The following is a 15,379-nucleotide window of genomic DNA, read 5'->3' on the forward strand; positions in this document are numbered from 1 at the left end:
GATACTGTGTCATTTTTATTTGTTCTGTCGACTGCTATTATTTTATTGTTTGTTTTATTCACCTTATATTATTATATTGCCGGTAAGAAAGAGGTTCCCCACCATCAATTATTAGAAGAAGAGTTTGAAAGAGAAGAATGACGCCTTACATATAAGGTGTCATTTTTTTTCGCCAAAATAGTCACTGTTAACGTATTTCTCACAAAAAAACGTAATTTTTCTTAACTTAGTCCGCAAAAATAGTGAACATGTAGCATATATCAGTAGTGCGGGCAATACAATGGTATAAACCAAAGCAAAGAGAGTGTTTGAGGTGAGAAATCGTGAATCATTTCATTATAAATCCAAGAATGTTTAACGCTTACAAACAGCACTCACACTTACTTCTTAGTCGTATGCAGCGAGGCTCATTTCACCCTTCTCACATCCAAATTAGGGAGGCGAGTGGTGTGCACGATTACATCAAAGAGAGAACTATCAAGATTGGTAAGTATATCGTGGAGACAAGAAAGACAGTGCGTGTCATTGCAAAGGAATTTGGGGTATCAAAGAGTACAGTCCATAAAGATTTAACAGAACGTCTACCAGAAATTAATCCAGAGCTCGCAAATGAAGTGAAAGAAATTCTTGATTATCATAAGTCTATTCGTCATTTAAGAGGTGGAGAAGCAACAAAGCAAAAGTATAGAAAAGAAGATGTAGAGAAGCCTGTACGTCAATAATGTTACAATAGCAAACATTCCGTTCACATTCGGTAATATTTTTCAGAAGAATTCTTTTTGCGAATATTACGTTTCTGTTAAATTTATGATAAAATCAGAAATTAGGTGAAAAGAATTCGGGTGTAACCTGATTTTGAATATCGAGGAGGAAAAAACGGGAATGTTTGCGCGAGATATCGGAATTGACCTAGGTACGGCTAACGTATTAATTCATGTTAAAGGTAAGGGTATTGTATTAAATGAGCCATCTGTTGTGGCAATTGATCGTAATAGTGGTAAAGTATTAGCAGTAGGTGAAGAAGCGAGAAGTATGGTGGGACGTACACCGGGTAATATTGTAGCAATTCGTCCACTTAAAGATGGTGTAATCGCAGACTTCGAAATTACAGAAGCAATGTTAAAGTATTTCATTAACAAATTGGACGTAAAGAGCTTCTTTTCAAAACCTCGTATTTTAATTTGTTGTCCAACAAATATTACATCAGTAGAACAAAAAGCAATTCGTGAAGCTGCTGAACGTTCAGGTGGTAAAACAGTATTTTTAGAAGAAGAACCAAAAGTAGCCGCAGTTGGTGCTGGTATGGAAATCTTCCAACCAAGCGGTAACATGGTTGTTGATATTGGTGGAGGTACAACAGATATCGCTGTACTATCTATGGGTGATATTGTTACCTCTTCCTCTATCAAAATGGCTGGCGATAAGTTTGATATGGAGATCTTAAACTATATTAAACGTAAGTATAAGCTATTAATCGGAGAACGTACTTCAGAAGATATTAAAATTAAAGTTGGTACAGTATTCCCAGGTGCACGTAGCGAAGAGCTTGAAATTCGCGGACGTGACATGGTAACAGGCTTACCACGTACAATTACAGTATGCTCTGAAGAAATTACAGAAGCATTAAAAGAAAATGCAGCTGTTATTGTACAAGCTGCAAAAGGCGTATTAGAGCGCACACCACCAGAATTATCTGCAGATATCATCGACCGCGGTGTTATTCTAACAGGCGGTGGAGCTTTACTACACGGTATCGACATGCTTTTAGCAGAAGAACTAAAAGTACCAGTATTAATTGCTGAAAACCCAATGCACTGCGTTGCGGTTGGTACAGGTATTATGTTAGAGAATATCGATAGATTACCAAAGCGTGCTTTGAGATAATTTGAAAGAACTAAGGCTGACGCCTTAGTTCTTTTTTTCGTTTTTATATTTTTTTATTTTGATTTTTTGCGAAAATGGAAGGAAAATAGAGAAATGTGAAGGAAACAGGTAAAATATTCATATATATGGTTAAATTTAATATTTCCTTAATTGAAAACGTTTATAATATAATGAGTCGAATACGACATTAAGGCAAATAATGTTTCAATACATATTGCCTTTCCCTAATTTGGGCATACACTCCTTTCCACCTCCGTGTCAGTTGCAAAAATGTGCAACTATTTTAATGGAATAGAGTGTGTGCATTTTTTTTAGGAAGTTGTACTAAATATAAAATGTTACTTTGTAATGACAAACAATAAACAAAATGGGATAATAGCAATATGTCCAAGTGGTAAGACCAATATTACAAAAGGGGCGATTGTTACATGCTAAATATAGAACAAATTAAAGAAATCATTCCTCACCGCTATCCATTTTTACTTGTTGATAAAATATTAGAAGTAGATGAAGGTAAAAGAGCGGTTGGGATTAAAAATGTATCCGCAAACGAAGAATTCTTTAACGGACACTTCCCTGACTATGCAGTTATGCCTGGTGTACTTATTGTAGAAGCATTAGCACAAGTCGGAGCAGTTGCAGTATTAAAGAAAGAAGAAAACCGCGGAAGACTTGCTTTCTTTGCAGGTATCGACAATTGCCGTTTCAAAAAACAAGTACGCCCAGGTGATCAGCTTCGTCTAGAAGTAGAAATGACACGCGTACGCGGCCCAATTGGAAAAGGAAAAGCAATCGCAACAGTAGATGGTGAAGTTGCATGTGAGGCAGAAATTACATTTGCGATTGGTGATAAAAAAGAATAGAGAAAAATAAAAAATCTCCTTGTGAAAAGACAAGGAGATTTTTTGTTTACTGCTATATAACGATGAAAAGATAATATACAAACTAATCAGAAAATTCTTGTAAATAGATGGTAATTACCATATACTTACTTTATTGTTTATCTAGAAAACAGGATAAGTGATAAAGGTAATAAAGAAATAAGGGCATTGTCATATTGTTAAGGTACTTAAATAAGACAAAGTAGAATGTTATTGATTATGATGAAATGTGGGGAACTCAGCAAGAATATTAATTAGACGTATGAAATCGAGCATAAGAGAGAGAAAAGGGAAATGTCGCATTTCACAAAAGGAGATTATGAATATGTTCGGGAGAAAGAAAAGAAAACCATTACGACAATTAATTACACATAAAGAGCCTAAATCGCGTATTACAGAACAATACCGTAACATTCGTACAAACATTGAGTTTACATCTGTAGATAACCATGTTCGTTCTATTATTGTTACTTCAGCAGATCCAAGTGATGGGAAAACAACAACAATCTCAAACTTAGCAGTTGTTTTCGGACAACAAGGAAAGAAAGTTTTATTAATTGGAGCTGACTTGCGTAAGCCAACGATACAAAACTTATTTGCCATTCATAGTTCAAATGGGTTAACGAACTTATTATCAGGACAAGCAAAACTTATGCAATGCATTCAAAAAACAGATATAGAGAACGTATACTTAATGGCAGCAGGTCCAATCCCGCCAAACCCAGCAGAACTATTAGGGAGCCGGATGATGGACGAGGCGTTGCTAGAAGCATATAACATGTTTGATATTATATTAATTGACACACCACCTGTCCTTGCGGTTACAGATGCACAAATTCTTGCGAATAAATGTGATGGAATCGTACTCGTTGTACGCAGCGAAAAGACGGAAAAAGATAAAATCGTAAAAGCGAAACAAATATTAGATAAAGCATCAGGAAAACTACTTGGAGTCGTTTTAAACGATAAAAGAGAAGAAAAAGAGCAGTATGGTTATTACTAAAATATAAAAAACCAACAAAATTTTTGTTGGTTTTTTATTGTTTTCTGAAAATTCTTTATCAAGTTACACAGTATGAAAAACATGATAGAATAAAAATTTTGGAAAATGATTGGAATGTGTTGTCATATTTAAGATAATTTTGTAAGATTAAACTTGTTTCTTGTGAACAAATATAAAACTGAATTATTAAAAATGAAAAATGTAAGATTTATATGTTATAATTTTTCCTATGTGTAAATTTTAGAAAGTTGGAGGAACCTATGGAAGAAACAATTAGTCTAAAAGAGTTATTTCATATCTTAAAAAAACGTTTAGCAATGATCCTCGTAATCGCATTTAGTGCAGCTATTGTAAGTGCTATCATTAGCTTTTTCTTTATGACACCAATCTATCAATCTTCGACGCAAATTCTTGTTAACCAGAAGAAACAAGAGGGTGCAGCAATTCAGTTGGGGGAAATTCAATCAAATATTCAATTGACGAATACATATAAAGTTATTATTAAAAGTCCGGTTATTTTGGATCAAGTGAAAGAAAAGTTGGGATTAGATCTTACGACTCAAGATTTAAATGGGAAAATTGAAGTAGTAAATGAAAAGGATTCACAAGTCGTAACTGTAACAGCAATAGATAAGAATCCAAAACTTGCTCGGGATATTGCTAACACAACTGCAGAAGTATTTAAAGGTGAAATTGCAAAAATCATGAGTGTTGATAACGTAACAGTATTATCTAAAGCAGAAGTTGCAGAAAATCAATCTCCAATTAAACCGCGTCCAATGTTAAATGTGGCAATCGCTTTCGTTGTTGGTTTAATGGCTTCAGTTGGCCTTGCATTCTTACTAGAGTACTTAGATAACACAGTGAAAAAAGAAGAAGATGTGGAAAACTTACTTGGCTTACCGGTATTAGGGATTGTAGCTCGTATGGATGAAGAAACAATGAACGTGAAATCACACGCTCCAGCATCAAGAAAAGTGAGGGGACAAACAATTGGCTCTTAATTTATTTAAAAAGAAAAAAAATCATCGTCAACGCCGTCAATTAATTGCTCATCAACAACCGAAATCACCAATTTCAGAACAATATCGTAATATTCGAACGAATATTGAATTTGCAGCTATTGATACGAATTTACATTCATTAATGGTCACGTCTGCAAACCCAAGTGAAGGGAAAACAACAACGACAGCTAATATGGCAGTTGTGTTTGCTCAACAAGGAAAGAAAGTATTATTAATTGATGCTGATATGCGTAAGCCGGCGATGCATCAAATGTTCCAAGTAGATAACATTTTTGGCTTAACGAATGTATTAACACATAGTGAACGTTTAGAGAAATGTGTGCAAACAACATTAGTTGATAATCTACACTTTTTAGCTTGTGGTCCAATTCCGCCAAATCCGGCCGAATTGCTAGGGTCGAAATCAATGAAAGAACTTCTTGGACAAGCATACAGCATGTACGACTTAGTTATTTTTGATATGCCACCTATTTTAGCTGTTACCGATGCGCAAATTATGGCAAATGTATGTGATGCTTCTATTCTTGTTGTTCGTAGTGAATCAACAGAAAAAGAAACAGCAGTAAAAGCAAAAGTATTATTGGAGTCTGCAAAGGGAAAATTGTTAGGTGTTGTTCTAAACGATCGTGAACGTGAAAACGGCTTATATTATTACTACGGTGCAAACTAATTTTAAAGTGAGATATGGTAAAAACATATCTCCTTTTTTCCCTTGAATATGAGCAATATCTCATATTCAAGGGAAAAAAGATCTTTATAGGAGAGAGGGAGGATGAAACAAATGATAGATTTACATTGTCACATTTTACCTGGTATCGATGATGGTGCACAGACAGTAACCGATAGTTTAGTAATGGCACAACAAGCCGTGTCAGAAGGAATACATACCATTGTCGCAACGCCGCACCATCAAAATGGCAAATATGTAAATGAACGTACCTCAATTATTCATCACGTAAAACAACTAAATGATGAACTACAAAAACATAATATTCCACTTACTATTTTACCGGGGCAAGAGGTCAGGTTATATGGTGATTTATTAGAAGACTATGAGGCTGGTAAAATCGTTACTTTAAATGAAACAAATAAATACATATTCATTGAATTTCCATCGAATCACGTACCTCGTTATACCGAACAATTATTATACGAATTACGTGTAAAGGGAATGATTCCAATTATCGTTCATCCAGAACGTAATGCCGAGTTAATCGAGCGGCCAGATAAGTTATATAACCTTGTTAATAAAGGTGCATTAACACAAGTGACAGCAGGTAGTTTGCTTGGGAAATTTGGTAAAAAGATTAAAAAATTCTCACTACAGCTTGTGGAACATAATTTAACACATATGATCGCATCAGATGCGCATAACACGACATCGAGAGGATTTCATTTAGCGGAAAGCTATGAACTAATTGAGAAAGAATTTGGAATGAGTGTTATGAGTGATTTGAAAGAAAATCCGTACTTATTAATTAGCGGGAAGGCAATTTACAAAGAAGATCCAGAACAAATTCGTCGTAAAAAATTGTTTGGTATTTTTTAAATAAAGAACTGGTGATGTCTCCTAACCGTTATCAATGGGGGCACTCGGTCGTGCTGTGGGTAGAAATTTTTATTTCGCACCTACCTTAGACGCTTGTCGTCGGGAGTATGACGTGAGGATGGGTTAGATGCCCATAATTTATTTATGATAGAAACTCTACTTATGGAGTTGTAAAGACGACCCTATAAGTAGGGTTTTTGTTATTGCTACATACAAATATAATAATTTATTTTTGGGGGTACTAGATTTGAAAAAAGTAAGAAAAGCAATTATTCCAGCTGCTGGACTGGGGACAAGGTTTTTACCAGCAACGAAAGCAATGCCGAAAGAAATGTTACCTATCGTCGATAAACCAACAATTCAATACATAATAGAAGAAGCGATAGAATCAGGAATTGAAGATATTATTATTGTTACTGGAAAAGGAAAACGCGCGATTGAAGATCATTTTGATCATTCATTCGAATTAGAACAAAACCTTTTAGAAAAAGGAAAGTATGAAATGCTTGAAAAGGTACAAGCTTCTTCAAGAATTAACATTCATTACATAAGACAAAAGGAACCGAAAGGACTTGGACATGCGGTATGGTGCGCGCGTAAATTTATAGGAAACGAACCATTTGCAGTATTACTTGGTGATGATATTGTACAAGCAGAAACGCCATGTCTACGTCAATTAATGGATCAATATGAAGGTACACAATCATCGGTTATTGGTGTACAAACAGTGCCTGAAAATGAAACACATCGTTACGGTATTATCGATCCAGTTGAACAAAATGATCGTCGTTATCAAGTGCGTCAATTTGTGGAGAAACCAGCAGAAGGCACAGCTCCATCAAATTTAGCAATTATGGGACGTTACGTATTAACGCCAGAAATTTTTATGTTTCTTGAAAATCAACAAACAGGTGCAGGTGGGGAAATTCAATTAACAGATGCAATTCAACGATTAAATGAAATTCAACGTGTATTTGCTTATGACTTCGAAGGCACTCGTTACGATGTTGGGGAGAAATTTGGATTTATTAAGACGACGATTGAGATGGCACTTCAGAATGAAGAGATTAAAGAAGTTTTAATAGAATATATGAATGAGGTTGTACAGCAAAAAAAGATTAAAATATAGGTAGATCTATTGTAGTAGTAAGAAACGAAAATGAGAGTTTAAATGGAGGGTTTTATGGCAAGGGTCACTGTTTTGATGCCAGTATATAATGGAGAAAGCTATTTAGGTGAAGCTATAGAAAGTATTTTAAATCAAACATATAAGGATTTTGAGCTTTTAATAATTAATGATGGCTCGACAGATAAGTCACTAGAGATTATAAATTCATTTCAAGATTCTAGGATTAGATTAGTGAATAATGAAGTAAATTTAAAATTAATTCGTACTCTTAATAAAGGACTGGATTTGGCTACAGGAGAATATATCGCACGGATGGATAGTGATGATATTGCACATCCTCGAAGATTAGAATTACAAGTAAAAACAATGGACGAGGACAAGGAAATTGTAATTTGTGGAACCAGTTTAAGATTTATTGGTAAGAGGTTTTCTTTTCCATTTTTAGTAGAGGGTACGGAAAATATAAAAAACTATCTAGTTGTGAAAAACTGTTTAATACACCCTTCAGTTATGATAAGAAATTCGATATTCAAAAAAGAGAATATCCGTTATGATGAAGCGTTTATACATGCGGAAGACTATGAATTATTTCAGAGAGTTAGTAGCAGGTATAAGATTGTAAATCTAAAACAACCTTTATTATTTTATCGTTTATCTTCAACGGGGATTAGTAGAGTACATGAGGTTGAACAAAAAAAAATGGAAATATCAATCTCAATGAAAGCTCTACAGGGAATTGGAATTAATTTCAATAGAAATAAATATGATAAGACCTATCTTTCTAAAAAAGAAATAGTACAAGCAAAAGAAGAATTGGAAATGGCATATAATTCAAATAATATATCTGACGGACATGATGTGGCAAAAATCATTCAGCTATTATGGATAGATATTTGCAGAAAAGGTTCAAAACATGGGATATGGATGGCAAAAAATATTTTTAGTCTCCCTATATTGGATTTAAAAGATAAATTATTAAGAAGATTAGTAGCAAGGGTATTCTTTAAGTGTATCTTGAAGAAATAGTTAAATTAATTATGAGGGGATTAGAATTATTTAATTGAAAATATAAAAGGAGGAGTAAAAATAGTGCAGCCTCAGAGATATAATAGAGTCCAAGATGTAACATGGGAATTGAAAAAAGAGAGATTATATAATAGAGAGACTGGGACAATTTATGGATCTATAAAAAGATGCTTAGAAATTATTTTTTCATTATTACTTCTCATTTTAACTTCTCCACTAATTCTATGTATAGGAATACTAGTTAAAATGGAGTCACCTGGCCCTATTTTTTATAAGCAAGAGAGGATTGGAATGGGGAATAAACCTTTTATGATTTTAAAAATTAGATCCATGCGAAATGATGCAGAAAAAAAAGGACCACAATGGGCAAATCAAAATGATCCACGTGTGACTAAAATGGGTGCATTTATAAGAAAGACGAGAATTGATGAATTACCACAACTAATAAATGTTTTAAAGGGTGAAATGGCTATCATTGGACCTAGACCTGAAAGGAAAATATTTATTGACCAATTTGAAAAAGAAATTCCAGATTTTCAAATGAGAATTTTAGTTAAACCGGGTTTAACAGGTTGGGCACAAATTAATGGTGGGTATAATATTACGCCAAGAGAGAAATTTGAATTAGACATGTATTATATTGAAAATGAAAGCCTAAAATTAGATGTTTTAATATTTATTAAAACAATAAAGGTAGTATTTACGGGAAACGGAGCAAGGTAACGCTTGATGACAGATATCTCCACTTTGGCCGTGGAATATGGAGAATAAAAAGTGTTTTTCTAGTTAGTTAAAAAGCCAGTATATACACACTATACAGTAATAATTTAGGGATATTAATATTATAGAATCATTCCAATTAAAAGCAATAGTATAATAATTAATGTATTAAGGTATATTGTGAATTTGGTTGTTCAATTGAATTGGCATAATCTCATATTAAGGATAATGGTTAAGTTTGGATTCATAGATTTTTTAGCGTTTTTATTCTAAATAATATCTTTATACAAATTGAAGGTTATGGAACTATTAAATGAATATAAGTTAATTCGGAATAGTTTTTTCGTGAGAATAACTGTTTATTTAATGCAAGGGTTTGTTGTAGAATTTTTGAGTTCAAGGTATTTTTGGATGTTTTTAGGATTATATAATTGTTTAACTAATATAAAGTATGAGAGTAACAAATGAATATAAATAGTCTATGGATTTAATTAGATTGGAGGAGTTTTTTTTTGTTTGAGAAGTTTGATAGTTTTACTTTCTTTCCAGCCCAACATTGGTCTCATGCTTGGGAGAGACAACATGAACTTGTTTATAGATTTGCAAGATCTATAGATAGAGAAATTAATATATTTCCCCCTTTAGGTTTAATTAATTATAATGTCTTTTCAGCAGAATTCATTAAAAAGGTATGTAATAAATTAAAAAAACAGAAATCTATTAATAATTCACAAAAAACAGCGGAGAATATGAATTTTATTAATAGTTATTATATTCATCGTTTTGATAAGTTATCTACAAGAATCAATTATTCAATCCTTAATTCGAAGGTGAAATTGGGCGAGAAAAATTTTTTTTGGGCCACTTATATTAATCCAACTAATTATTTGTTTTTTCAACAATCTAGTTTTAAAGTAATAGATTTAGCGGAGCGCAGGCAAGCTAATCCGAAATTGAGTAACCAAATGAAAGAGTTGGAAAAAAAAGCCGTTTCGGAGGCTGATATAGTGTTTGTTGATAATTTAGCAACCTTTGAAGATTATAAACATTTAAATTCAAATATAAAATATGTCCCCCAGGGATATGATGCTACAAAAATTTTATTTGAAAAAGAACAAGATAGAGAATTAGTTGGATATGTAGGCCATTTACATCCACATATTGATTATGAGTATTTATTTCGATTAATAGAAATGAATCCAATGCTCACGTTTCTTATAGTTGGTGGTGTACTAGATAAAACTGCATTGCAATTAAAAAAATATAAAAATGTTATTATGACTGGTCAAGTATCTAAAGATGACTTACAACAATATTTGGAGAAAATGAAATATGGATTAATTCCTTATAAAGTGAATGAATTTACTAAGGGTGTTTTTCCTACTAAGTTATTTGAATATTTGGGAGCAGGTGTACCAGTGATTTCAACACCAATTCCAGAAGTTTTAAATTATCAAAACAATAATTATGTTTTTATTGAAGAAGAAGCAAAAGAAATAAATTATTCGGTTTGCTTAGATGGAATAGAAGATTTTTTAATTGATAATACATGGGATAGTAGGTTCAATCAATATTTAAGGTATATAGGAGAGGAGCTAAGATGAAAGTACTTTATTTTGTTTCAACTCTAGAGAGATGCGGTCCAGTAAATGTTATTTATAATATTATTAATAATATGGATAGGGAAAATTTTGAGCCAATAATATTAACCTTTTCGGAAGAAAAGGTTAATTCTCGTAAGGAAGAATTTGAAGCGTTAGATGTAAAAGTTTTTACATTGGATATAGATGGAATGATGGGGGCATTTACTAAAAAAAAATATATCAGAAGTGTTTTAGCTGAATTGGATCCAGATGTAATTCATTCTCATGGAATAAGAGCAGATATCTTTTCAGCAGTATACCTATCAAATTATTATACTGTATCTACTATACATAATTATCCATATGAAGATTATGTATTAGCATATAAGAAAATACTAGGGACAGTAATGGCAATCACTAATTTGTGGTCATTTAAGAAAATAAAAGAACCAATTGCATGTTCATATTCAGTAAGTAAAAAGATTAAAGAAAAGACTAAAAAAGAGTACGAAGTTATCCAAAATGGTATTGATACCAATGTTTTTAATTACACAACAACTGAAGAAAAAATGAAAAAACGAAATATGTTAGGTATATCACAAGAGAAAAAAGTTTTTTTATATTTAGGGGCACTAATTCCTAGAAAAAATCCATTAATGGTCATCGATGCATTTAAAAGTATTAATAAAAATGAGGATAATGTGTTGTTGATAGTTGGTGATGGTAATTTGTATGAAGAGTGTAAGGAATATATAAATGGGGATAATAATATCAAACTAGTTGGTAAAGTTAATAATCCAATAGATTACTATAAGGCTTCTGATTTCTATGTAGCTAGCTCGTATTCAGAGGGTTTACCAATGGCTGTTATGGAGGCATTATCAACAGGATTACCAGTAATATTATCAGATATTGACTCACATCGTGAAGTGTTGTCTGTAGATAAAACTGCTGGTTTTTTATTCTCGACAGGGGACTATAAAGACTTAGCGAGAAAAATGCAAGATACTATAACTAAGAACTATACTGATATGTCACTTGCGGCAAGTAATATCATAATTAATTACTTGTCAGCGGAAATTATGACAGAGAAATATCAGAGGATATATCAAAAAAATACTAATTACAACAATAAGAAAGGAGAGTGAGTATGCAATATTCAGTATTAATGTCTGTATATCAAAAAGAGGTACCTGAATATTTAGCTATTTGTTTAGAGAGTTTAATAAATCAAACTATTGTGCCTGATGAAATTGTAATAGTAAAAGATGGGAAATTAACTAGGGAGTTAGATAATATAATTTTAAAATATCAAGAATTAAAGCCTAATCTATTTAAAATAGTAGAATTGGAAGTAAATCAAGGATTGGGTAAGGCGTTAGGGATTGGATTGAATTCTTGTAGCCACGAAATAGTCGCAAGAATGGATAGTGATGATATATGTGTTCCTACCAGGTTCGAAAAACAATTGAATTTTTTATGTGAAAACCCAGATATATCTATAGTAGGAACATGGATAAGTGAATTTGAGAAAGATGCTAAAGAAATCGTTTCAGTTAGGAAGGTCCCAACTTCGCATGAAGAAATTTTTAAGGCAGCTAAAAAAAGAAATCCACTTAACCATATGTCAGTTATGTTTCGTAAAGAAGCGGTTATTAATTCAGGAGGATATCGACACTTTTTATGGAATGAAGACTATTATTTATGGGTAAGGATGTTGAAATCGGGATATCGATTTGCAAATATAGAAGAATCTCTAGTGTTAGTTCGAGCAGGTGTGTCTTTATTTGAACGAAGAGGTGGAATTCAATATTTAATAAAAGAATTAGAACTACAAAAAGAATTTGTGGAAATGCAATTTATTACTAGGTCTGAATTTGTTGTAAATTTATTTATTAGATCAATTTTTAGGATTTTACCTAATCGCATTAGAGGGATGATGTATAAGTATCTTCTGCGAGAGAAAGAAGTGAATTTGTAGGTTATGTCAATGGTTACTAGGTTATTGATTTAAATGGTGATAATAAGTGTAATACCTTTTTTATTTGGATAAATTATAACGATATATGAAGGACCAAATGTAATAATTTAGAGGCTTTATGCCAATAAAATCTGTGAAAGTATTAATAAAGAATAAGGAGTATATTTTTATATGACAGAAAGTAATTTGCATCCTATGGAAAGATTAAAAAGAGAATTAGAGCAGATTTTAACTGCTATTCCAAGGAAATCAAGAATTATATATATGGAGTACCCTGTTTATAATAATGTTGGCGATTTATTAATTATGAAGGGAACAGAGAAGTTTTTTAAAGATAATGAGATTGAGGTAGTGGCAAGATACAGTTTTATGAATTTTAGAAAAAAAGTGAAATTACCTCAAGATTGTATAATTGTTTGTCAAGGTGGAGGTAATTTTGGTGATTTATATAGGGGGCCTCAACAATTAAGAGAGTACTTAGTTGGAAATTATCCAGATAATAGGATAGTTATTTTACCCCAAACAATCTATTATAAGTCCAAGGAAAATTTAAAAGAAACAGCTGCGATCTTTAATAAGCACAAAGATGTGCATTTATTTGTAAGGGATGAAAAATCTTATGAGATAATCAAAAATGAATTTAATGTAAATGCATATCTATCTCCAGATATGGCTCATCAATTATGGCCTATTCATGTGGAAGAAGTGGCTAAAAAAGAAGTGTTACATTTTATTCGTACGGATGATGAGATAAACTTAAAATTAGAGGGAACAGGGAGTCCTGAAGGTGATATTTTAGATTGGCCTGTTTTATTATCAAAATTGGACCATAAGACAGTGAACATGTTTCAATTTATAAGCAAGATCGATAGAGTAATGTTTAATATATTACCTATTCATAAATTATGGGAACTTTATAGCGATTATTTAGTAAATAAATCTATTAAAGTATTTGGGGAGTATCAGTGTATAAGCACATCTAGGTTACACGGACATATTTTGTCTTGTTTAATGAATAAAGAAAATGTGGTAATTGATAATTCTTACGGGAAGAATTCTACTTATTATGATCGATGGACAAAAATCTGTGACAATGTAACGTTGAAAAAGTAGATCATTAAAACATAGATGAAAATATGAAAGAAGGGGAAATATATTAATTCCAAGTTCAAAGATTTGTTAAAGAATATAATAGTTTTTGCCTTTGGTTCCTTTGGTACTAAAATTATAGCCTTTCTTTTAATACCGCTATACACACACACTTTGACAAAAGGAGAATTTGGTTATATAGAGCTTATTAATGTACTTGTATTTATTTTGGTACCGATTATTAGTTTTCAATTGTCTGATGCAAGTTATAGATTTTTGTTAGATGCCTCGGACGATAAAGAGCGGGGAAAAATAATATCGTCTACTATAATAGTTATTTTATTTTCAACTATTATATTTGGAATAGTATCATATTTTATAAGTCAGTCTTCTGTTAATGATGATATTTTACAAGATAGGTCAATATTGGTATTTTGGGTTTGTATTAGTGCTATGTTCATTGGTGTTTTTAAACAAATCGCGCGAGGGATTGAGAAATCTATGGCCTTTGCAGCCACAGATATTTTACAAACTACTCTCCTTGCTAGTGGGGCAATTTATTTACTGCATACAAAGGGAATGGGGGTAGATGGATATTTTTATTCCCTTATTTTTTCTAACGTTTTCAGTATATGTATATTATTGACCTGGATTAAAATATGGCGTTATGTGCGATTAAGCCTTTATAGTAGTGTATATGCTAAGGAAATGCTGAAGTATGGGGCCCCATTAGTTCCAAATGTTTTAGCATGGTGGTTTATAAATGCTTCTGATAGATTTATTTTGGTTGAATATACAAATTTTGATACGGTAGGATTATATGCTTTAGCTTTTAAATATGCAAGTATATTAATGATATTTTCAAGCATATTTACTTTGGCATGGCAAACCACTGCTAATCAATTATATAAATCAAGTGAAAATAAAGCTATTTTTTCCAAGGTATTCAAGGTGTATTATGTGTTTTTCGTGGCAGTTTCAATTTTTATGTTACTAGTACAAAAGCCTATAGTTAAAGTTATTGCTACTCCGGATTACTTTGGATCATGGGTATATATACCATTTTTGTTAGGCGCTAATTTTTTTGTTGTTATGGCAGGGTTTTATTCAGTAACACATCTATTAGCTAAAAGGACTGCCAGTATATTTTATAGTACCCTAGTGGTTGGGCTGTTAAATATAATATTAAATATTGCTTTTGTACCGAAATTTGGTGCTGTGGCATCAGCAGTCGGTACTTGTATATCTTGTTTTGCAATGTGGATTATTAGGATTATTGACACTAGGAAGTATATTGATGTAGTAATAGATAAGATACATTTATCAAAAAATCTAGTTCTATTTGCAATAGCAGGGGTAATTCAGTATCTAAATATGGATATTATGGTATACATCATGATATCATGTATGATAGTTATTATGATGTTGTTAACAAATTATAGCCTTTTAAAGGAATGTGTCTCTATAGTTAAGGAATTGATTTTAAAGTTAAAGGCACGACTTGGTTGA

The 15,379-nt window shown here is 32.1% G+C and carries 16 protein-coding genes; all 16 read left to right on the plus strand.

Annotated elements, in window-relative coordinates:
• Positions 1–6: 6 nt before the first annotated feature.
• The 16 genes from ACTFN4_RS15695 to ACTFN4_RS15770 all read left to right on the plus strand — a co-directional run bounded on the left by ACTFN4_RS15695 (position 7) and on the right by ACTFN4_RS15770 (position 15,379).
• Complete coding sequence (locus tag ACTFN4_RS15695; RefSeq protein ID WP_000008901.1) at positions 7–141, plus strand: hypothetical protein; 135 nt, start codon at positions 7–9, stop codon at positions 139–141.
• 308 nt (positions 142–449) lie between these two features.
• On the plus strand, positions 450–722 hold the full coding sequence (gene spoIIID / locus ACTFN4_RS15700) for a sporulation transcriptional regulator SpoIIID (RefSeq protein WP_000544012.1): 273 nt from the start codon (positions 450–452) through the stop codon (positions 720–722).
• A gap of 160 nt (positions 723–882) precedes the next feature.
• Positions 883–1,884: a rod shape-determining protein gene (locus ACTFN4_RS15705; protein WP_000457978.1), complete on the plus strand. Its 1,002-nt coding sequence runs from the start codon at positions 883–885 to the stop codon at positions 1,882–1,884.
• A gap of 428 nt (positions 1,885–2,312) precedes the next feature.
• Entirely contained in the window at positions 2,313–2,747 is a 435-nt protein-coding gene (gene fabZ, locus ACTFN4_RS15710) for a 3-hydroxyacyl-ACP dehydratase FabZ (protein WP_000931959.1), read from the plus strand.
• 343 nt (positions 2,748–3,090) lie between these two features.
• Positions 3,091–3,768, plus strand: coding sequence for a CpsD/CapB family tyrosine-protein kinase (locus ACTFN4_RS15715; protein ID WP_439962516.1), 678 nt, complete (start codon positions 3,091–3,093; stop codon positions 3,766–3,768).
• 260 nt (positions 3,769–4,028) lie between these two features.
• A complete protein-coding gene (locus ACTFN4_RS15720; protein WP_439962517.1) occupies positions 4,029–4,772 on the plus strand; it encodes a YveK family protein in 744 nt (247 codons plus the stop codon).
• Positions 4,762–5,463, plus strand: a complete 702-nt coding sequence (locus ACTFN4_RS15725; RefSeq protein ID WP_234574302.1) for a CpsD/CapB family tyrosine-protein kinase — start codon at positions 4,762–4,764, stop codon at positions 5,461–5,463. The genes ACTFN4_RS15720 and ACTFN4_RS15725 overlap by 11 nt, the downstream gene beginning before the upstream one ends.
• A 111-nt stretch (positions 5,464–5,574) precedes the next feature.
• A complete protein-coding gene (locus tag ACTFN4_RS15730; protein WP_439962572.1) occupies positions 5,575–6,342 on the plus strand; it encodes a tyrosine-protein phosphatase in 768 nt (255 codons plus the stop codon).
• Between the two features lie 247 nt (positions 6,343–6,589).
• Complete coding sequence (bpsC, locus tag ACTFN4_RS15735) at positions 6,590–7,471, plus strand: UTP--glucose-1-phosphate uridylyltransferase BpsC (protein ID WP_201144804.1); 882 nt, start codon at positions 6,590–6,592, stop codon at positions 7,469–7,471.
• Positions 7,472–7,525: 54 nt separating this feature from the next.
• Complete coding sequence (locus ACTFN4_RS15740) at positions 7,526–8,497, plus strand: glycosyltransferase family 2 protein (RefSeq protein ID WP_152121719.1); 972 nt, start codon at positions 7,526–7,528, stop codon at positions 8,495–8,497.
• 108 nt (positions 8,498–8,605) lie between these two features.
• Complete coding sequence (locus ACTFN4_RS15745; RefSeq protein ID WP_226800162.1) at positions 8,606–9,220, plus strand: exopolysaccharide biosynthesis polyprenyl glycosylphosphotransferase; 615 nt, start codon at positions 8,606–8,608, stop codon at positions 9,218–9,220.
• Between the two features lie 509 nt (positions 9,221–9,729).
• The gene (locus tag ACTFN4_RS15750) at positions 9,730–10,821 is read left to right on the plus strand and encodes a glycosyltransferase (protein ID WP_234574301.1); all 1,092 of its coding nucleotides are present in this window, start codon (positions 9,730–9,732) and stop codon (positions 10,819–10,821) included.
• A complete protein-coding gene (locus tag ACTFN4_RS15755; RefSeq protein ID WP_201144798.1) occupies positions 10,818–11,948 on the plus strand; it encodes a glycosyltransferase family 4 protein in 1,131 nt (376 codons plus the stop codon). Before ACTFN4_RS15750 ends, ACTFN4_RS15755 begins: the two co-directional genes overlap by 4 nt.
• Before the next feature lie 2 nt (positions 11,949–11,950).
• The gene (locus ACTFN4_RS15760) at positions 11,951–12,781 is read left to right on the plus strand and encodes a glycosyltransferase family 2 protein (RefSeq protein ID WP_152121711.1); all 831 of its coding nucleotides are present in this window, start codon (positions 11,951–11,953) and stop codon (positions 12,779–12,781) included.
• A 171-nt stretch (positions 12,782–12,952) separates the two neighbouring features.
• The gene (locus tag ACTFN4_RS15765; protein ID WP_152121709.1) at positions 12,953–13,894 is read left to right on the plus strand and encodes a polysaccharide pyruvyl transferase family protein; all 942 of its coding nucleotides are present in this window, start codon (positions 12,953–12,955) and stop codon (positions 13,892–13,894) included.
• Between the two features lie 63 nt (positions 13,895–13,957).
• On the plus strand, positions 13,958–15,379 hold the full coding sequence (locus tag ACTFN4_RS15770; protein ID WP_201144793.1) for a lipopolysaccharide biosynthesis protein: 1,422 nt from the start codon (positions 13,958–13,960) through the stop codon (positions 15,377–15,379).

The sequence above is a fragment of the Bacillus cereus group sp. MYBK95-2 genome (genome assembly GCF_051915225.1).
GTDB lineage: Bacteria > Bacillota > Bacilli > Bacillales > Bacillaceae_G > Bacillus_A > Bacillus_A cereus.

Coding starts and splice junctions, on each gene's coding strand:
- ACTFN4_RS15760 (WP_152121711.1), top strand. CDS start 11,951: ATGCAATATTCAGTATTAATGTCTGTATATCAAAAAGAGGTACCTGAA.
- ACTFN4_RS15705 (WP_000457978.1), top strand. CDS start 883: ATGTTTGCGCGAGATATCGGAATTGACCTAGGTACGGCTAACGTATTA.
- ACTFN4_RS15730 (WP_439962572.1), top strand. CDS start 5,575: ATGATAGATTTACATTGTCACATTTTACCTGGTATCGATGATGGTGCA.
- ACTFN4_RS15715 (WP_439962516.1), top strand. CDS start 3,091: ATGTTCGGGAGAAAGAAAAGAAAACCATTACGACAATTAATTACACAT.
- ACTFN4_RS15720 (WP_439962517.1), top strand. CDS start 4,029: ATGGAAGAAACAATTAGTCTAAAAGAGTTATTTCATATCTTAAAAAAA.
- ACTFN4_RS15740 (WP_152121719.1), top strand. CDS start 7,526: ATGGCAAGGGTCACTGTTTTGATGCCAGTATATAATGGAGAAAGCTAT.
- fabZ (WP_000931959.1), top strand. CDS start 2,313: ATGCTAAATATAGAACAAATTAAAGAAATCATTCCTCACCGCTATCCA.
- ACTFN4_RS15755 (WP_201144798.1), top strand. CDS start 10,818: ATGAAAGTACTTTATTTTGTTTCAACTCTAGAGAGATGCGGTCCAGTA.
- ACTFN4_RS15765 (WP_152121709.1), top strand. CDS start 12,953: ATGACAGAAAGTAATTTGCATCCTATGGAAAGATTAAAAAGAGAATTA.